Here is an 18,399-nt window from a genome sequence, read left to right on the forward strand (position 1 = left end):
GGCTATTCCGGCTTGCAGGCCGGGGCGCTGCCGCCGCCCACCAGGAGACCTCCGCCATGCGCACCTTGCCCCCCGTGTTCCAGAAACTGTCGCTGCCGGTCATCGGCTCGCCGCTTTTCATCATCAGCAACCCCAAGCTGGTGATCGCGCAGTGCCAGGCCGGCATCGTGGGCTCCATGCCCGCGCTCAATGCCCGCCCCGCCGAGCTGCTGGCGGACTGGCTCGCCGAGATCACCGAGACGCTGGCGGCCTGGGACCGCGCGCACCCCGAATCGCCCTCGGCGCCGTTCGCGATCAACCAGATCGTGCACAAGAGCAACGACCGGCTGGAGCACGACATGGAGGTGTGCGCCCGGTTCAAGGTGCCGATCGTCATCACCAGCCTGGGCGCGCGCGAGGACGTCAACCAGGCCGTGCACGGCTGGGGCGGCGTGGTGCTGCACGACATCATCAACAACAAGTTCGCGCACAAGGCCATCGAGAAGGGCGCCGACGGCCTGATCGCCGTGGCGGCCGGCGCGGGCGGCCATGCGGGCATCAAGAGCCCGTTCGCGCTGATCCAGGAAATCCGGCAGTGGTTCGATGGCCCGCTGGCGCTGTCGGGCTCCATCGCCTCGGGCGGCGCCGTGCTGGCCGCGCAGGCCATGGGCGCCGACTTCGCCTACATCGGCTCGGCCTTCATCGCCACGCACGAGGCCCGCGCGCAGGAGGCCTACAAGGAGGCCATCGTGGCGGGCGATTCCGACGACATCGTCTACAGCAACCTCTTCACCGGCGTGCACGGCAACTACCTCGCGCCCTCGATCCGCGCGGCCGGCCTCGACCCCGACAACCTGCCCGTGTCCGACCCCAGCAAGATGAATTTCGGCGGCGACGCCAAGAAGGCCTGGAAGGACATCTGGGGCTGCGGCCAGGGCATCGGCGCGGTGACGGAGGTGACCGGCGCGGCCGAGATGGTGGAGCGGCTGCGCCGCGAATACCACGCGGCCCGCGAGCGCCTGGCGCTGGGCTGACGGGCCGCGGCGCCGCCGGGCCACCGGCCCGGCTTTGTGCGGGCATTCGTGCGCGGCCCCGCGCCCGGTGCGCCACTTTCCATCCCGGGCCTGCCCCGGATCGGGGCGCCTGGGGCACAATGCGGCCCCGCCGCGCCGTGCGTCGCCGCCGGGCCGGGCCGCGACAGGCCCCCGGCCCGCCGCAGCGCACAGGCCCTGCACCCCCACAACAACACCAAGAAAACGCTTTTCCCGCCTTCGGCCGCCATCTCCTGCGGCGGGCGGGCGCCGTCCCATGCCTTCCTCGCCATCCCGCAGCACGCTGATCGATTCGGTCAAGGGCATCGCCTGCGCCACCATCGTGGCGCACCATCTGGCCTTCTACGGGCCCATGTCGGACGTCGCCCAGCCCCTCATGCCGGGGCTCATCGCCTGGCTCTACGAATATGGGCGCATGGCCGTGCAGGTGTTCCTGGTGCTGGGCGGCTACCTGGCGGCGGCGCGGTTCTCGGCCGCCGGCGGTGCGCGCTGGAACGGCGCGGGCCCGGAGATCGGCCGGCGCTTCGTGCGGCTGGCCGTGCCCTATGCAGTGGCGCTGGTGCTGGCCGTGCTGGCCGCCGCCGCCGTGCGGCCCTGGCTGGACCACCCCTCGGTGCCCGGCGACCCCAGCCTGCCGCAGCTGGTGGCCAATGCGCTGATGCTGCAGGACATCGTGGGCGAGGACGCGCTCTCGGCCGGTGTCTGGTACGTGGCCATCGATTTCCAGTTGTTCGCGCTGTCGGCGCTGCTGCTCGCGGCCGCGCGGCTCGGTGCCCGGGCGTCCTTCCTGCCGGCCTGGGCCGGGGCGCAGACGCTCGCGCGCGCAGCCGTAGCCCTGGCTGCGGCGCTCTCGCTCTGGGAGCTGAACCGGCATCCGGGCCTGGACGCCTGGGCCTTCTACTTCTTCGGGGCCTACGGCCTGGGCATGATGGCCCGCTGGGCTGTGGGCGCGCCGCGCGGCAGCCCGGCGGCCGCCGGCTGGCTGGTGCTCATCGGCCTCTGGGGCGCGGTGGCGCTGGCGCTGGAATTCCGCACGCGCATCGCCGTGGCCTGGGGCACGGCGCTGTGGCTGGTGGTGGCGCTGCGCTGGCTGGCCGGCCGCGCCGTAACGGGCGAGGCCGCGGCCACGCCGGCACCCGCAACGGCACCGAGCCCGCTGGCCTGGCGCACCTGGCCTGCGCGGCTGGGGCGCATGTCGTACTCGGTGTTCCTGGTGCACTTCCCCGTGTGCCTGCTGGTCAATGCGGCCGTGAGCACCGCCTGGCCCGATTCACCGGGCATGAACGCGCTGGGCATGGCCGGCGCGATGGCGCTCTCGGTCATGGCCGGGAAACTGCTCTACGAACGCGTCGAGCGCCACGTGCCGTCGTGGACGCTCGCACTGCGCTGGCAGGCCGGCGTTGTGGGCGCAGGCGTGGTGGTGGTGCTCGCGGCCGGCCGGCTGGGGTAGCGCCTGGCGGCTTTCCGCTGCGTTCAGGGGGCGCCTTCGGCGAAGAGCCCCGGCGCGAGGGCCTCGATGCCTTCCTCATAGGGGGCCGCATCGCCGCCGAGGCTGCGGGTGGCCTCGGCCGCGGTCTTCAGGACGCTGCGGCATGCGGCCAGCATGGCATCGGGTGGCGCCAGCCGATGCCGGGGCCCCGACAGCGCGATGGCGCCCTGCAGCTCCCCGGTGACGGAGAACACGGGCGCCGCCACGGATGCCGTGTCCGGATCCCGCTCCCCATACGACACCGCCCAGAGCGGTGACAGGGCCTTCGCCCCCGATCCCGAAGCGTGGCCGAAGGCCCGCAGGACCTTGCCCGACGCGCCCTGGGCGATCGGGTATTCCTGGCCGACCGCCACGGAGGCGCGCACCGAGCGGGTCGGCTCGGTGCGGAACACGGCGATGCGCGCCTCGCCGTGCCGCACGTAGAACGACGCCGTCTCGCCTGTCGACTGGCTCAGGCCCTTGAGCAGCGGCTCGATCACATGGCCCACGTGGAAGGAGCGCTGGTAGATCGCCGCCAGGCGCAGCGGCTGCGGCCCCACGGCGTACTGGCCGTCCGCGAGCTTGCGGATGAAGCCGCCATGTTCGAGCGCGCCCAGCAGGCGCAGCACGGTGCTTTTGTACAGCCCGGTGCGGCGCGAGAGTTCGGTCAGGGTCAGCCGGTCATCGCCCGGGCCGAAGGCGGCGAGCAGCGCGAAGGCGCGGTCGAGGACGGCCACGCCGCTGGAGTCGGGCGCGGCCGGGGAAGAAGGGTCAACCGATTCAGTCATGCGTTCCAGGGATCGCGCGTCGGGCGTGGAGTTGCTGGGAAGAAGCCGCCGAGTGTGGCATGTGCCGGGCCTGGCGCGCGCCTGGGCGGCAGGCCGCGCGCTGCACGGGAAAACCCTGTGCAGACGTTGCGCTGTTGGATTTAAAGTTCTATTCAATGAATATTGGTTCTGTCAGATAGAACAAAAGCCGCCAACAACGCATTTCCCGACGAGTACGACCGTGAGCAACTACCTGCCTGTGAGAGACGACTGGCTGGCCCTGGCGCAGGAGCCCGTGCGGGAGCCCGCACTGCCCATCGTCGATGCGCACCACCACTTCTATGACCGGCCGGGCTGGACCTACCTGGCCGCGGATTACGCGGCCGACACCGGCTCCGGCCACGACGTGCGCGCCTCCGTCCACATGCAGGCGCTCACCCGCTACCTCACCGCAGGCCCCGAGGCCCTGAAACCGGTCGGAGAAACGGAGTTCGTGGTGGCGGCCACCGGACAGGGCCCCGCCGGCGGCACGCACGCCGCGCTCGGCATCGTGGGCTACGGCAACCTGCGCCTGGGCGATGCCGTCCGCCCCGTGCTGGAGGCGCACCTCGAAGCGGGCCGCGGCCGCTTCCGGGGCGTGCGCCACCTGACGACCTGGGACGCCGATCCCACGCTCACCAATCCGCTCTCGGCCGTGCCCCCGGGCCTGCTGGGGGATCGGGCCTACCGCGAGGGCGTCGCGCACGTGGCGGCTCTCGGGCTGTCGTTCGATGCCTGGCTGTTCTTCACGCAACTGCCGGAACTGCGGGACCTGGCGAAGGCCTTCCCCGCCATGCCCGTCATCGTCAACCACTGCGGCGGCGTGGTGCGCATCGGCGCCTACGCGGCGCACCGCGCGGAGGCTTTCGGAGCCTGGCGGCGGTCGATGCGGGAACTCGCCGAACTGCCCAATGTGTTCGTGAAGCTCGGCGGCCTCGGCATGCGCATCAACGGCTTCGGGTTCGAGCAGGGCGAGCGGCCGCCCTCGTCGGAGCACTTGGCCGAGACCTGGCGGCCGTGGATGGAGACCTGCATCGAGGCCTTCGGCGCCGACCGCTGCATGTTCGAGAGCAATTTCCCCGTGGACAAGGGTTCGTATTCCTACCGCACGCTCTGGAACGCATTCAAGGCGATGACGGCCTCCGCGGCACCCGGAGAACGCCGGGCCCTGTTCGAAGGCACGGCCACCCGCGTCTACCGGCTCGCGCGCGGCGCGGCCACCGATTCCCAATGACCGACCGATGGACCCAAGGAGACAGACAATGCAGATCCGCAAACTACTCGCCCGGAGCGCTTTCGCGCTCGCCTGCGCGGTGTCGGCGGGCGGGGCGCTTGCCCAGGCCGCCTACCCCGACCAGCCCGTGCGGCTCGTGGTGCCGTTCCCGCCGGCCGGGGGCACCGACGTGCTCTCGCGCCTCATCGCCAACGAAGTGGCGATGAAGGAAAAGATCACCTTCGTGGTGGAGAACAAGCCCGGGGCCGGCGGCAACATCGGCCTGGACGCCGTGGCCAAGGCCCGCAAGGACGGCTACACGCTGGGCACCGGGCAGACGGCGAACCTCGCCATCAACCCCACGCTCTACGCGAAGATGCCGTTCGATGCGGCCAGGGACTTCGCCCCCGTGATCCTGCTGGCCTCGCAGCCGGTGATCCTCGTGGTGCGCGCAGAGTCCCCGGTCAAGACCCTGGCCGACCTCAAGAACCAGTCCCAGGGACGGCAGCTCACGATGGCTTCCGCCGGAACGGGCACGGTCGGCCATATCAGCGGCGAGATGTTCTCCAAGCGCGCGGGCGTGCGGATGATGCACGTGCCCTACAAGGGCGCGGGCCCCGCGACCAGCGACCTCATGGGCGGCGTGACCGACTTCTATTTCGCGACGCCGCCCACCGTGCTGGGGCTGGTGAAGTCCGGCAAGCTGCGCGCCATCGCCGTCACGTCCCCGAAGCGGCTCGACCTCCTGCCCGACGTGCCCACCGTCGCCGAGTCCGGCTATCCCGGCTTCGTGGCGGAAGACTGGAAGGCCGTCGTGGCACCGGCCGGCACGCCCGCCGCGGCGATCGCCCGGATCAACCAGTCGATGAATGCCGCGCTGTCCCGCCCCGAGGTCGTCACGCGGCTGAAGGAAGAGGGCAGCGTGCCGCGCGGCGGCACGCCGGCCGAGCTGGGCCGGTTCATGCAGAGCGAGCAGGCCCGCTGGGGCGTGGCCGTGCGCGAATCCGGCGCCACGGTCGATTGACGCGGCGCCCGGCCCCTGACCGACCACAGACACGGAAGACACGACACCATGCCACTGCCGACCCTTCGACGCCGCAGCCTGCTGCTCGTCGGCACCGCCTGCCTGGCAGGCGCCGCCGCCTTCGCCCAGAAGCCCATCACCCTCATCGTGCCCTATGCGCCGGGCGGCAGCGCCGATCTGGCGACGCGGGTCATCGCGCAGTTCGCGGCGCCCGGCGTGGGGGCGCCCCTGGTCGTGGACAACCGCACGGGGGGCGGCGGTATCGTGGGCTGGAGCGCCGCCGCGCGCGCGGCCCCCGATGGCAGCACCCTGCTGACCCTGGAGCTGTCATACGCCATCGCGGCGGGGCTGCTGCCCAACCTGCCGTTCGATCCGAAGAAAGCCTTCACGCCGATCACGACGGCGGTCAAGGTGCCGCACGTGCTGGTGGTGAACCCGGCCGTTCCGGCCCGGACGGTGCAGGAATTCATCGCGCTCGCGAAGTCCCGGCCCGGCAAGCTCAACTACGGCTCGGGCGGCAATGGCACGAACACCCACCTCGCGGGAGAGCTGTTCAAGAGCACGACCGGCGTGGACCTCGTGCACGTGCCCTACAAGGGCGCGGGCGCGGTGCTCACCGACCTCATGGGCGACCAGGTCCAGGCCCTCATCACCTCGGTGCCCACGGCACTGCCGCACATCCGCAGCGGCAAGCTGAAGGCCCTCATGGTGACGGGCGCGGAGCGCAACGCCATGCTGCCCGACGTGCCCAGCGCGAAGGAGTCGGGCATCCCCGCGATGGACATCGACTACTGGATCGGCATCGCCGCGCCGGCCGGCACGCCGCCCGCCACGGTCGAGAAGCTGGGCCGGGACATCAACGCGGCGCTCGCGCTGCCCGAGGCGAAGAAGAAAATCGCCGACATGGGGCTGACGGTGGTCGCCAGCACGCCGGCGCAGGCGACGCAGTTCGTGCAGAACGAGATCCAGCGCTGGACCGCCGTCATCCGGCAGGCCGGCATCCGTCCGGAATGAGTGGGGAAACACACGAATGGCCAACCAACCCCTGAAGGGCGTGCGCGTCCTCGACCTCACCAACGTGCTCGCGGGCCCGTTCTGCTGCCACCAGCTGGCGCACATGGGCGCGGACGTGATCAAGGTCGAGGCCCGGCTGACCGGCGATCTCGCGCGGCAGCTCGGCGCCGACGTGGAGCTGAACCGCCGCAACATGGGCGTGTCGTTCCTGGCGCAGAACCCCGGCAAACGCTCCCTCACGCTGAACCTCAAGAACGCGCGCGCCAGGGAGGTGTTCCGCCGGCTGGTGCAGACGGCCGATGTGGTCGTCGAGAACTTCCGGCCCGGTGTGATGGACCGCCTGGGACTGGGCTACGCCGCGCTGCTGGAAGACCATCCGCGCCTCATCTACTGCGCCATCTCGGGGTTCGGCCAGTCGGGGCCGCTGCGCGATCTGCCCGCGTACGACCAGATCATCCAGGGCATGTCCGGGGTGATGGGCGTCACCGGCAACGCGGAATGCGCGCCCCTGCGCGTGGGCTATCCCGTGGCCGACACCATCGGCGGCATGACGGCCGCGTTCGCCGTCGCCGCGGCGTTGGCAGACACCCGGCGCACGGAGGGCGTCTTCATCGACGTCTCCATGCTGGAGGCCACCATGGCGACCATGGGCTGGGCCGTCTCCAACTACCTTGTCGCGGGCCGCGAGCCCGTGCCGATGGGCAACGACAACGTGACAGCCAGCCCGTCGGGCACCTTCCGCACCGGCGACGGCCTCATCAACATCGCCGCCAACAAGCAGGAGCAGTTCGAGGCGGTCTGCCAGGTGGTGGGCCATCCAGAATGGATGGCCGACGGCCGCTTCGCCGACCGGTTCGCGCGCCTCGCGCACCGGGCCGAACTCACGGCGCTGCTGGAGCAGGCCCTGCAGGCCCGCTCGACGCAGGAATGGTGGCAGGCGCTCAACGCGGCGGGCGTGCCGTCCGGGCCCGTGTACTCGGTCCCGCAGGCGCTGGAGATTCCGCAGATCGCGGAGCGCGGCATGGTCGCCACCTATCCGGACGTGCCCGGCGTGGGCCGCGATGTGCGCCTGGTGCGCACCGGCTTCAAGCTCAACGGCGAGGCGCCCTCGGTGGCCACGCCCCCGCCCGAACTCGGGCAACACACCGCAGCGATCCTGGCCGAGCTGGGTTTCAGCGCGCAGGACATCGAATCCCTCAGACAGGAGCAGGCCGTATGACGACGAAGACCGTGGAAGAAGTCCAGCAGGGCGTGCGCGACTGGTGGCGCACCTCCATCATCGACATGGCCCCCGGCGAGATCCGCTACCACGGCTACCCCATCGAGCAGCTCATCGGGCGCGTGGGCTTCGCACAGATGGTCTGGCTCATGACGCGCGGCGAACTGCCGGGCGAAGGCCAGGCGCGGCTGCTGGACGCGGCGCTCGTCTCCGCCGTGGACCACGGGCCCCAGGCGCCCAGCATCGGCATCGCCCGCATGGCGGCCACCTGCGGCGTCGGTCTCAACAATGCGATGGCCTCGGCGCTCAACGTGCTTGGCGATGTGCACGGCGGCGCGGGCGAGCAGGCCGTGGAGATGTACCTGGACATCGCCGCACGCATCGACGCGGGCGCAGGCGAGGCCGAGGCGGTGCGCGCCGGGCTCGATGCGGCCGTGGCGCGGCACGGCAAGTTCATATCGGGATTCGGGCACCGCTTCCATCCGCTCGACCCGCGCGCCCCGCGCCTGCTGGAACTGGTCGATGAGGCTGCCGCGCAGGGCCACGTGGGTGGCCGTTTCGCCCGCATCGCGCGGGCGGTGGAGGACGCGCTGGCCGCGGGCAAAGGTGGCCGGCGCATCCCCATGAACATCGATGGCGCCACGGCCGTCATCTACGCCGAGCTGGGCTTTCCGGCGCCGCTCGCGCGCGGGCTGTTCTGCCTGTCGCGCTCGGTTGGCATCCTGGCGCACGCCTGGGAGCAGACGCAGCAGGGCGGGCGCAACAAGGGGCCCATCCCGCGCGAGTACATCTGGCGTTACGACGGGCCGCCGCAACGCACCGTTCCCGAAGCCCCCGGGGCCTGACGCGCCGTCAGGACGCCGCTGCACCTGCCAGGGGTGCCACCTGGCGCAAGCGCGATTCGACCGCGCCGCCGCATTCGCGGGCGTCAGTGCAGCGGGGTGCCCACGGGCCGGTCGGCAGGCTCCGCGGGGGAGACGAGCGGGGCAGCAACCGGGGGCACCGCACCCTGCAACGGCATCACCGCGATGGTGGCCTGCTCGCGCGCGGTGCGGCGGCGGTCGATGAACCAGGCCATGAAAGGCAGCAGCAGCATCGATCCGGGCACGGCCCAGACCAGGAGATAGGGGCTGACCGACGAGGCCGACCGCATCACCCCGCGCAGGCGCTCGCGCTCGTCGGCGCTCCAGTGGCCCTGGCGCCGCTGGCGCAGCAGCCACACCACCGAGCCGCGCATGGTGGCCAGTTCCTTGCGGAAGCGGCTCTGCTCGCGCTGGTTGCCCGCAAGGAAGGCGCAGAACCATTCCGGGGTCCAGTCGCCCCGGCCCCAGCGGCGCGTGGTGGCGCACCAGCCCGAGACTGCCGGTTCGGCAGCGTCTTGCGCGCGCGCGGCGCCGTCCTGCAGGAAGGTGGCAGGCGCTGCGGCAGCGTCCGCCAGGGGGGCGGGCGGCAGCGAATCGGCGGTGGGGCTGGAGGGCGAGGTCATGGGCGGCGGGGGAGGCGGTTCGTCACGGAAGGCGAGGCGCTGGCGGCAGGCGCCCGGGCCACGTTGCACTGTGCCACGGAGCGAAATCTTCGTGCCACGCGCAGTGTATCCGATGGCTGTATATTCATACAGTTTTGTTGCGAAGGCACGCCATGACCGAAGTCCATGTCCCGCTCCAGGCCATCAAGGGCCGCGGCACCGCGGCGCGTACGCCGCACCGGTTCATGCGCGACGAGCGCGGCGCATTCGACGACGGCTGGGGCGGCCTGGACGCCGTGGACGCGGACGGCGCGCCCGCGCCCCCGGCCACGCAGGTCATCCACGAGACCGCGCGCAGCGCGATCTGCGCCAATGACTCGCCCGACATCTTCTTCGACCACTCGGTCAACCCCTACCGCGGCTGCGAGCACGGCTGCGTCTACTGCTACGCCCGGCCCACCCACAGCTACCTCAACCTCTCGCCGGGGCTGGATTTCGAGACGCGCATCATCGCCAAGCACAACATCGCGGATGTGCTGCGGGATGAACTCGCGCGCCCGGGCCATGTGCCGCACCTGCTCAACGTCGGCTCGGCCACCGACTGCTACCAGCCCGTCGAACGCGAGTTGCGGCTCACGCGCGCGGTGATCGAGGTGCTGCGCGACGTGCGGCACCCGTTCTCGCTTATCACCAAGTCGAGCGGCGTGGAGCGCGATATCGACCTGCTCGCGCCGCTCGCGCACGGCCGCCTCGCGGCAGTCTACGTCACAGTCACCACGCTCGATCCGGCGCTCGCCCGCTGCCTGGAGCCGCGCGCCGCCGCGCCGCACCGCCGCCTGCGCACCATCCGCACGCTGGTGGAGGCCGGCATCCCCGTGGGCGTGAGCGTGGCGCCGCAGATCCCGTTCATCACCGAAGACATGGAGCAGGTGCTGGAGGCCGCGCGCGACGCGGGCGCCACCTCGGCGTTCTACACGGCCATCCGCCTGCCCTGGGAACTGGACGGCCTGATGCGCGAATGGCTGCAGTTGCACTACCCGCAGCGCGCCGAGCGCGTGATGGCGCGCATCCAGGACCTGCACGGCCTCAGCGCCGAGGCGCGCGCGGCCGGGCGCAGCTACGCCAGCGACTTCAGCACGCGCATGAAGGGCTCGGGCCTGTGGGCCGACCTGCTGCGCCAGCGGTTCATGGCGGCCTGCCGGCGCCTGGGGCTGAACCGCCAGCGCATCGAGCTGGACATGGAGCAGTACCGGCCGGGGCTGGCGCGGGGGCAGGCGAGTTTGTTCTGACCTGCGCCGCGGGACTCCGCAAGGCATGGGCGCCCACGGCTGCGGCCAGCGGAGGGCCGGCGCTCCGCTGGCGGGTGCCGGCCGTGTGGGCGGCATCGCGGGCTGCCCGGGCCTACTCCGGAATCGAAGGCAACTTCTTCGGCGGTGATTCCCGGTGCGGCGGAAGGGCGCTGCGGTGGTACTCGGCAATCGAGGCGCTGCGCTCGGAGGAGATGTCGTGTGCCGGTTCCGATTGCGATGGCCCAGCCGCTCCGGCGGCTTGCTGCTTCTCTGCGGTGCTTTTCGTGAGCTTCTTGATGGTGTCCCTTTCCGCGTTGGACAACCGGTCCGCGTGGGGGGCATATTCGAAAGACGAACTTCCTGCCGATGCCTTGCCGGAACTACCGGAACTGCCGGAATCCGAGCGGCGGTACGAAAAGGTGTCGCTGCGCCGGCTGCTGATGGCGGCATCGGTCTCTTCGCTCGGGGTCGATGCGGCGGTGCCTTCGGGGCGCAGCGATGCGATGAGGGCCTCGATCTCGTCATCGTCGAGGGATTCGTTGTCGAAATCGGGCACGCGGTCCTCCGGGTCCGTCGGGCGGCGCGTGCCCGCCGTGTCGGACGAGCGGTTTGCGAAAGGGTGGGCGTCGAAAGACGATGTGCCCGCCGATGCTTCGTCGGCCCCCCCGCTGGCCGGGTTGCGGAAGGAAAAGCTGTCGCTGCGCTGGCTGCCGGCTGCGGCGTCTGCGGCGTCCTGCTGGCGGAAGGCATCCTGAAGCGTGGTGCGCTGGCGAGGCTTCGGGGCGCCGCCCTGCATGTGCTCGATCGCGCTCTGGATGTCGGCCTGCCGGTGGGCCTGCTCGCTGCGGCTGGGCGTGGCCGGCGTTGGCGACGAGGGGTTGCCGCCGTTCATGTGCGCGATGGCTGCCAGGATGTCGCCGTCCCGGTGGGCCCGCACGCTGCTCGGCGACGCCTGCCGGGGCGATGCCGCGCCCGCGCTGGCGGCATTGGAATGGCGGGCCCGCAGGGCGGACGACGGCCCGGAGCCATCGCTGGACGTCGAGCGGGAGGTCCTGCCGCCGGACGAAGAGCCTGCTCCCGCTGCGGACGCTGTGGTCTGTGCCGCGGAAGTGCCGGGGCGGTGGAGGTGAAAGATTCGGCTGAGGGTGCTCTTCATGGGCGGGCTCTGGGTTGGGGCGGGAGGGGGCTTGCACATCCTCGCTCGTGCGGCATGGGGCGGCGAAGGCTGTGCGAAGCGGTGTGCGGTGCGGCGAAGCGGCCGTGCGGGGTGGAAGGAGCGGGGCGGGCCTGGCAGCGCCGCTGGCACTGCGTGCGTTCAGTCCCCGCGGTGCCGCGGGGTGTCCGCGGGCGTGTCCGCCGGGGCGGGGCTGGACGGCCCGGAGCCGTCGCTGCCGCCGCGGGGCAGGGCGGGTGGCTGGATTTTTCCGGACATCACCTGGTCCATGTAGCTGGGCCCCCGGTGGCCGGCGGTGCCTTTTTTGTATTCCTGGAAGTCGGCCTCGAAGGACGCGAGCGATGCCGGGGTCGGCTCGGGTGGGCGGTTTTCGGCGGCCCGGGCGTGGTGGTGCGGCTTCGGGGGGAACCGGAAGGGCTTTGTGGCGTACTGCTTCAGGAGCAGATGGTCCTCCAGCGCGATCTGGGCCGTGGCGTTGCCGTCCCGGGAGGCCGTCCACAGTTCCATACCTTTCGCATCGTTCTGCTGCAGGAAGGCCACGCGCATGTCCCAGCGCTGCCGCTGGCTGATCTGCTGCCAGGTCAGCGACGCCAGGTTCGCATCGGGCGCCCAGCGGATGGAGCCGTTGTCCGCCCCGGCCGGCGCCTTGCCGGCGGGCCGTGGCGCTTCCTTCAGGAAGTCTTCGCGCGCGAGGGCCGGGCCGGTATCCGCGTTGGGAATCGAATGCTTTTGCAGGACACCGTCATCCCGCAGGCCCTCGAGCAGTTGCTCGATGCTCGCATCGTCCTGGCCATACAGGGGGCTGTCGCCGAAGGCCGGCGAGGTGCGCGCGGAGGTGGCGTTCTCCAGCCCGCGCTGCTGCTGTTGCTGCTGCGTGCCCCCCGCATCCTTCAGGGATTTCCGTGCGGATGCGGGCCGGGCGCCGCCGCTGGCCTGGCGCGGGGAGATCGGTCCGGAAAAGGATGTGCTGGCGCTGTGCCGCGGAGTGGACGCGGGGGCGTTTTTTCCTTTGGCATCGGCGGCTGGATGGGGGCGGGCGGCAGCGGACGATGGTGCGGTGCGGAGGGGGGAGACCATGGCGTGGTATGAAATGGAGGGATCGGTCCAGAGAGGACGGGAGCCCGGATGCTGCGGCTGGCGGCATGGAACCGGCGGCGTTCCGCGAAGTGCCGCGCCTTCGTGCGAAGCAGGGGCGCACGGGCCGTGGCGTTGCCCACAAGAACAATCTGCGGCGCCCGCCGCCAAAACGCAATCTGCTGCGGTTGCGCCGCGCGTTTCGGCCGCGCAGCGGGGCCGGAAATTCCTAAGCTCGAAGCCTGGGCGTGCAAATGCGCCGCCCCGCGGTCCGCGCGCCGCGCATCCGCTTTCTGCTGTCGCTTTCGCACCTGTCCCTGCTTCAAGGAGTCTCGATCCCATGGCCCTGCGTGATTTCAAAGTGCTCACCTTCGACGTCGTCGGCACCCTCATCGATTTCGAGGGCGGCATGCTGGCCTACCTGCGCCAAGCCGTGCCCGGCACGCCCGTGACCGACGAAGCCTTCCTGGCGGCCTACCGCGCGGCCCGCAAGAGCGGCGACACCGATGCGTATCCCGACGACCTCGTGCGCTGCTGGCACGCCATCGCGCCGCAGCTCGGCCTGCCGGACAGCGACGCGCTGGCGGAGGGGTTCCGCGATTCGGTGCCGCAGTGGCCCGCGTTCCCGGATGCGCCCGAGGCATTGCAGCGGCTGCGCCGGCATTTCAAGCTGGTGACCATGACCAACGCGCAGGCCTGGGCGCTCGCGCATTTCGACCGCACGCTGGGCTCGCCGTTCGACCTGCTGCTCTCCGCCGACGATGCGCTGTGCGAGAAGCCCGATGCGCGCTACTTCGCCTATGCGCGCGGCCGCTTCGAGGCGGCCTGGGGTTTCCGGCAGTCGGACAACCTGCACGTGGCGCAGAGCCAGTACCACGACATCGGCATCGCGCGGCGGCTCGGCATCGCGAGCTGCTGGATCGAGCGGCGCCATGGCATGAAGGATTCGGGCGGCACCATCGAATCCGAGCACACGGTGCCCGATTACCACTTCCACACGCTGGCCCAACTCGCCGACGCGGTGGAGGCCGGGCAGTGAGCCTGCAGGCCGCCGGCGAACTGGAGGCCATCGCCCGGCCCGTGGCCGACCTGCTGCCCGATCTGGTCGCGTTGCGGCGCGATCTGCATGTCCACCCCGAGCTGGCCTACCAGGAGCGGCGCACCGCCGGCATCGTGGCGCAGTCGTTGCGCCTGCTCGGGCTGGAGGTGCATGAGGGCATCGGCGGCACCGGCGTGGTGGGCACGCTGCGGCGGGGACCGGGCACGGGCAGCGTGGGCCTGCGCGCCGACATGGACGCGCTGCCCATGGTGGAGCTGGGCCGCGCGGCGCATGCGAGCCGCCATGCCGGCGCGCACCACGGCTGCGGCCACGACGGGCACACCAGCATGCTGGTCGGCGCGGCCCGCCAGCTCGTGCGTGCGGGCGGGATCGACGGCACGGTGCACTTCATCTTCCAGCCCGCCGAGGAAGGGCAGGGCGGCGCGCGCCGCATGATCGAGGACGGCCTGTTCGAGCGCTTCCCGTGCGACAGCGTCTACGCGCTGCACAACTGGCCCGATTTGCCGCTGGGCACGGCCCGCACGCGGCCCGGCCCGATCATGGCCGCGGCCGACCGCTTCGACCTCACGGTGCGCGGGCGCGGCGGCCATGCCGCGCAGCCGCACCACACGCCCGACGCGATCCTGGCCGCGAGCCAGCTCGTCGCGCAGCTCAACACCATCGTGTCGCGCCGCATCGACCCCGGCGAATCGGCCGTGCTCTCGGTCACGCGCATCGAGGGCGGGCAAAGCCACAACGTGCTGCCGGCCGAGGTGCGCATCACCGGCACGGTGCGCAGCTTCGACGCCGAGGCGCAGGACCGCATCGAGGCCGCGCTGCGCGCCGCGTGCGCGGGCGTGGCGATCGCGAGCGGCACGGCGGTGGAGGTGAACTACGTGCGCTACTACCCGGCCACGGTCAACACCCCGGCGCAGGCCGCCCTGGCGCTGGAGGCCGCCGCCGCCATCGGGCTGCGCGCCGAGGCGGCGCCGCGCGCGGCGTTCACGTCGGAGGACTTCGCGTTCATGCTGCGCGAGAAACCCGGCGCCTACCTCTGGCTGGGCCAGGGCCGTGCCGACCCCGGGCCCGACGGCGAGCGGCCGCTGCACCACCCGTGCTACGACTTCAACGACGATGCGCTGCCGCTGGGCGTGCGCTGGTTCTGCGAGGTGGCGCGGCGCGCGCTGGGCTGACCCACCGGGAGCGGGTGCACGCCGAGGTCGGGCCCGCGGGCACCCGCCGGCACTGCGAATGTTTTGTGCTCCATGCCGCCGTATCCATTGAATAGTTTGCTATTTATTTGGTAGCAAATCTGCGGCATCCCCGCCAGGCACCGGCGGGGGCAGCGGCAGCGCCAGCGTGGCCAGCAGGCCGCTTCCGCCGGGGCCGCGCTGCAGCTCGAAGCTGCCGTGGTGGCGCCTGGCGATCGACTGCACGATCGCCAGGCCCAGCCCCGAGCCGGTGCCCCGGGAGTTGCTGGCCCGGAAGAAGCGCTCGGTGGCCAGCGGCAGTTCGTCCGCCGGGATGCCGGGCCCGTTGTCGCTCACCGACAGGGTGGCGGCGCCCTGGCGTTGCCCGACGGCCACCGTCACGCGGCCGCCGTCCGGCGCGTGGCGCAGGGCGTTGTCGATCAGGTTGGAGAGCGCCTCTTCCAGCAGTCCCGGGTGGGCGTGCACGGCCGGCGGGGCGGCCGGCATCTCGAAGCCCAGGTCGATGCCGCGGCTGCGGGCCGGAGCCCACCAGCGCTTGGCCACGTCCTGCGCCAGCGCGGCCAGGTCGGTGGGCTGCAGCGGCACGTCCAGTGTGTCGGCGCGCGCGAGCGCGAGCATCTGGTTGGTCTGCCGCACGGTGTGGCGCAACTGCTCGCGCAGCGCGGCCAGGCCCTGCTGCATGCCGTCCATGTCGGGCGCGCGCTGGGCGAAGGCCACCTGCGTGAGCAGCGTGCTGAGCGGCGTGCGCAGCTGGTGCGATGCGTCGTCCACGAAGCGGCGCTGCGCCTGCAGCAGATCGCGGTAGCGCAGGATGTGCGCGTTCATCGCCTCGACCAGCGGCAGCACGTCCCGCGGCACGCGGCGCGTGTCGATGGGCGAGAGGTCTTCCGGCGCGCGCGACTGCACCTCCTGGCGCAGTTGCCGCAGCGGCCGCAGCGACCAGGCCACCGCCGCGGCGGTCATGCCCGCCGCCAGGGCGGCCAGCAGCGCGTCGCGCACCACGGCGCCCACGATGAACTGCCGGCTGAACTGGTCGCGCGACGCGAAGGGCTCGGCCACCTGGATGACCAGCCGGCGGTCGCTGCTGCCGCCTACGGGGTGGTCGAGCGGGCGCACGTAGGTGCCGATGCGCACGCTGGAGCCCGCGTACTCCACCGTGTCGAAGTGCGGCTGGCGGTCGCGCAGCGGCTGCGGCGGCAGCGGCAGGTCGGGGCTGCCGATCTCCACCAGCCCGTCCTGCGTGGCGACGCGGTAGTACACCTGCCCGCTGGCGGCCAGCTCGAAGAATTCGAACAGCACGTAGGGCAGCTCCACCGCCAGGCCGCCGCTTTCGGTGGAGACGTTGGCGTCGATGGCCTTGATGGCGCCGAACAGCGAGCGGTCGAACGCCGCGTTCACGGCCGCTCGCGCCGTGTGCCAGGTGAGCCCCACCTGCAGCAGGCTGCCGGCCAGCACCCCCGCCAGCAGCACCGCGATCAGCATCCGGCGCAGGCTGACGCGGTGCAGCGCGTCCAGGTTCACTCGGCCGCCTCCAGCAGGTAGCCCAGGCCGCGCAGCGTGGAGATCTGCGCGCCGGTGCCGGCCAGGCGCTTGCGCAGGCGGTGGACCAGCACCTCGATCGCCTCCGGGTGGACGTCGCTGTCCCCGGCGAAGACGCGCTCGGCCAGGTCCCGCTTGCCCAGTGGCTCGCCGCCGCTCTGCACCAGCGCGCTGAGCACGGCATGTTCGCGCGCCGTGAGGGCGAGCGGCTCGCGGTCCACGTCGAACCGCCGCGTGCCGGCATCGAAGGCCAGCCGGCCGCAGGTCCACCGCGCGGGCCCGCGGCCCCGCGCACGGCGCACCAGGGCCAGCAGGCGGGCCTCCAGCTCTTCCACCTCGAAGGGCTTGGCCAGGAAGTCGTCGGCACCGGCGCGCAGCGTGGACACTTTCTGCGCCAGCGTGTCGCGGGCGGTCAGGATCAGGATGGGGACGGGGTCGTCGTCTTCGCGCAGGCCCTGCAGCACCGCCTCGCCCGAGAGGCCCGGCAGGCCCAGGTCCAGGATCAGCGCGTCGTAGCGCTGCGCGCGCAGGGCGCGCCGCACCAGCCGCCCGTCCGCCACCCAATCGACCTGGTTGCCGCCCTGCGCCAGCGCCTTCACCAGCCAGCCGGCAAGGTCGGATTCGTCTTCGGCAAGCAGCAGTCGCATTCGGTGTTCCAGGGGGAGGGGCAGGGCTCCGGCGATCGCGATTGTCCCGGACGGCCGGCCTGCCCTCCCGCCCGGAGAAAACCCGCGCGGCCCGGGGTGCCCGTCCGCCCGGCCGCCGCTCAATCGGGCTTGATCTGCGCGCGGGCGATGACCTTCTTCCACCGCTCCTGCTCGACGGCGATGAACTGGCCGAACTGCTCGGGCGTGCCGCCGATGGCCTCGGCGGCGTCGCCGGTGAGCCTGCGCAGCGACTCGGGGGCCTTGACGGCCTTCATGGTCTCGGCGGCCAGCTTGTCGATGTGGGCCTGGGGCAGGCTGGCCGGCGCCAGCATGCCGTACCACTGCGTCATCTCGAAGCCGGGAAAGCCCTGCTCGGCCACCGTGGGCACGTCGGGCAGCTGCGGCAGCCGCTGGGAAGAGCCGGTGGCGATGCAGCGCACCTTGCCGGACTTGATGAACGGGATGATGGCCGCCGCACCGATCGCCGAGGCATCGACGCGGCCGGAGATCAGGTCGGTGAGCATGGGCCCGGTGCCCTTGTAGGGCACGTGCAGCATGAAGACGTCCGCGGCCATCTTGAGGTACTCGAAGGCCAGGTGCCCGGCGCTGCCGTTGCCGGCCGAGCCGTAGCTCAGCTTGCCCGGGTTGCGCTTGGCGTGCGCGATGAATTCGCGCAGGTTCCTGGCGGGCACGTCGGGGTGGACCACGTAGAGGCTGGGCACCTTCGCCAGCAGGCTCACGGGCTTGAAGTCCTTGGGGCTCCAGGGCAGCTTGTCGAAGATGTAGGGGTTGACCGCCAGCGTGCCGATGTGCCCCAGGATGAGGGTGTGCTGGTCGTCCGCGCGGGCGACCTCGGACATGGCGATGTTGCCGGCCGCGCCCGGCTTGTTGTCCACGTAGACGTTCTGCCCCAGGGTCTTGGACAGCTCGACCGCCGTGCTGCGCGCGACGATCTCGGAGCTGCCGCCCGGCGCGAAGGGCACGACGAAGCGCACCGATTTCGAGGGCCATGCGGCCTGCGCGCTCGCCCGGCCCGGCAGCAGGCCCGCCGCGCCGGCCGCGCCTGCGCCCGCGGCCAGCAGCCACTGGCGCCGCTGCATCGCGAAATGGCGCTCCTGCGCCGTGATGGAAGATGAGGGCACGCGCGTCTCCACTGGGTTGTTCTGGGAGGCATGATCATCCGCTG

At 71.8% G+C, this 18,399-nt stretch carries 17 protein-coding genes; 10 read left to right on the top strand and 7 right to left on the bottom strand.

Going from position 1 to position 18,399, the window contains the following annotated elements; genetic code table 11:
- Nucleotides 1-56 precede the first annotated feature (56 nt).
- A complete protein-coding gene (locus BM144_RS18995; protein ID WP_092956122.1) occupies nucleotides 57-1,013 on the top strand; it encodes an NAD(P)H-dependent flavin oxidoreductase in 957 nt (318 codons plus the stop codon).
- Between the two features lie 274 nt (nucleotides 1,014-1,287).
- The gene (locus BM144_RS19000) at nucleotides 1,288-2,481 is read left to right on the top strand and encodes an acyltransferase family protein (protein ID WP_092956023.1); all 1,194 of its coding nucleotides are present in this window, start codon (nucleotides 1,288-1,290) and stop codon (nucleotides 2,479-2,481) included.
- 23 nt (nucleotides 2,482-2,504) lie between these two features.
- Here BM144_RS19000 and BM144_RS19005 read toward each other — a convergent pair whose 3' ends face one another.
- Nucleotides 2,505-3,287 carry an IclR family transcriptional regulator gene (locus BM144_RS19005; protein ID WP_092956026.1) on the bottom strand — a complete coding sequence of 261 codons (783 nt, stop codon included), beginning with the start codon at nucleotides 3,285-3,287 and terminating at the stop codon, nucleotides 2,505-2,507.
- A gap of 175 nt (nucleotides 3,288-3,462) precedes the next feature.
- On the opposite strand from BM144_RS19005, the gene BM144_RS19010 reads away from it, so the two are divergent.
- From BM144_RS19010 to BM144_RS19030, 5 genes are read left to right on the top strand one after another with little or no spacing between them, the layout of a single operon-like run.
- The gene (locus BM144_RS19010; protein ID WP_245783734.1) at nucleotides 3,463-4,539 is read left to right on the top strand and encodes an amidohydrolase family protein; all 1,077 of its coding nucleotides are present in this window, start codon (nucleotides 3,463-3,465) and stop codon (nucleotides 4,537-4,539) included.
- Between the two features lie 28 nt (nucleotides 4,540-4,567).
- Nucleotides 4,568-5,542, top strand: a complete 975-nt coding sequence (locus tag BM144_RS19015; RefSeq protein WP_092956032.1) for a Bug family tripartite tricarboxylate transporter substrate binding protein — start codon at nucleotides 4,568-4,570, stop codon at nucleotides 5,540-5,542.
- Nucleotides 5,543-5,590: 48 nt separating this feature from the next.
- Nucleotides 5,591-6,556 carry a tripartite tricarboxylate transporter substrate binding protein gene (locus BM144_RS19020; RefSeq protein ID WP_092956035.1) on the top strand — a complete coding sequence of 322 codons (966 nt, stop codon included), beginning with the start codon at nucleotides 5,591-5,593 and terminating at the stop codon, nucleotides 6,554-6,556.
- Nucleotides 6,557-6,572: 16 nt separating this feature from the next.
- Nucleotides 6,573-7,775: a CaiB/BaiF CoA transferase family protein gene (locus BM144_RS19025; RefSeq protein ID WP_092956038.1), complete on the top strand. Its 1,203-nt coding sequence runs from the start codon at nucleotides 6,573-6,575 to the stop codon at nucleotides 7,773-7,775.
- The gene (locus tag BM144_RS19030; protein ID WP_092956041.1) at nucleotides 7,772-8,620 is read left to right on the top strand and encodes a citryl-CoA lyase; all 849 of its coding nucleotides are present in this window, start codon (nucleotides 7,772-7,774) and stop codon (nucleotides 8,618-8,620) included. The genes BM144_RS19025 and BM144_RS19030 overlap by 4 nt, the downstream gene beginning before the upstream one ends.
- 83 nt (nucleotides 8,621-8,703) lie before the next feature.
- On the opposite strand, the gene BM144_RS19035 is transcribed toward BM144_RS19030, so the two are convergent.
- Nucleotides 8,704-9,261 (bottom strand): hypothetical protein, encoded by a 558-nt coding sequence (locus BM144_RS19035; RefSeq protein WP_245783732.1) that lies wholly within the window; start codon nucleotides 9,259-9,261, stop codon nucleotides 8,704-8,706.
- A 152-nt stretch (nucleotides 9,262-9,413) separates the two neighbouring features.
- On the opposite strand from BM144_RS19035, the gene BM144_RS19040 reads away from it, so the two are divergent.
- Nucleotides 9,414-10,529 (top strand): PA0069 family radical SAM protein, encoded by a 1,116-nt coding sequence (locus tag BM144_RS19040; protein ID WP_092956044.1) that lies wholly within the window; start codon nucleotides 9,414-9,416, stop codon nucleotides 10,527-10,529.
- Between the two features lie 112 nt (nucleotides 10,530-10,641).
- Here the strand turns inward: BM144_RS19040 and BM144_RS19045 are convergent, their stop codons facing one another.
- Nucleotides 10,642-11,685, bottom strand: coding sequence for a hypothetical protein (locus tag BM144_RS19045; protein WP_139225778.1), 1,044 nt, complete (start codon nucleotides 11,683-11,685; stop codon nucleotides 10,642-10,644).
- 159 nt (nucleotides 11,686-11,844) lie between these two features.
- Nucleotides 11,845-12,780 (bottom strand): hypothetical protein, encoded by a 936-nt coding sequence (locus tag BM144_RS19055; protein WP_092956054.1) that lies wholly within the window; start codon nucleotides 12,778-12,780, stop codon nucleotides 11,845-11,847.
- Nucleotides 12,781-13,117: 337 nt separating this feature from the next.
- Here BM144_RS19055 and BM144_RS19060 point away from each other — a divergent pair, with 337 nt between their 5' ends.
- Entirely contained in the window at nucleotides 13,118-13,816 is a 699-nt protein-coding gene (locus tag BM144_RS19060; RefSeq protein WP_092956057.1) for an HAD-IA family hydrolase, read from the top strand.
- A gap of 2 nt (nucleotides 13,817-13,818) precedes the next feature.
- Nucleotides 13,819-15,009 (top strand): amidohydrolase, encoded by a 1,191-nt coding sequence (locus BM144_RS19065; protein ID WP_092956128.1) that lies wholly within the window; start codon nucleotides 13,819-13,821, stop codon nucleotides 15,007-15,009.
- Nucleotides 15,010-15,108: 99 nt separating this feature from the next.
- Here the strand turns inward: BM144_RS19065 and BM144_RS19070 are convergent, their stop codons facing one another.
- From BM144_RS19070 to BM144_RS19080, 3 genes are all read right to left on the bottom strand, one after another.
- On the bottom strand, nucleotides 15,109-16,548 hold the full coding sequence (locus tag BM144_RS19070; RefSeq protein ID WP_092956060.1) for a sensor histidine kinase: 1,440 nt from the start codon (nucleotides 16,546-16,548) through the stop codon (nucleotides 15,109-15,111).
- Nucleotides 16,545-17,213 (bottom strand): response regulator, encoded by a 669-nt coding sequence (locus tag BM144_RS19075; RefSeq protein WP_092956063.1) that lies wholly within the window; start codon nucleotides 17,211-17,213, stop codon nucleotides 16,545-16,547. Before BM144_RS19075 ends, BM144_RS19070 begins: the two co-directional genes overlap by 4 nt.
- 119 nt (nucleotides 17,214-17,332) lie before the next feature.
- On the bottom strand, nucleotides 17,333-18,313 hold the full coding sequence (locus BM144_RS19080; RefSeq protein ID WP_092956131.1) for a Bug family tripartite tricarboxylate transporter substrate binding protein: 981 nt from the start codon (nucleotides 18,311-18,313) through the stop codon (nucleotides 17,333-17,335).
- Between the last annotated feature and the right edge of the window lie 86 nt (nucleotides 18,314-18,399).

This window comes from Paracidovorax konjaci (assembly GCF_900112675.1).
In the GTDB taxonomy this organism is placed as follows: Bacteria; Pseudomonadota; Gammaproteobacteria; order Burkholderiales; family Burkholderiaceae_C; genus Paracidovorax; species Paracidovorax konjaci.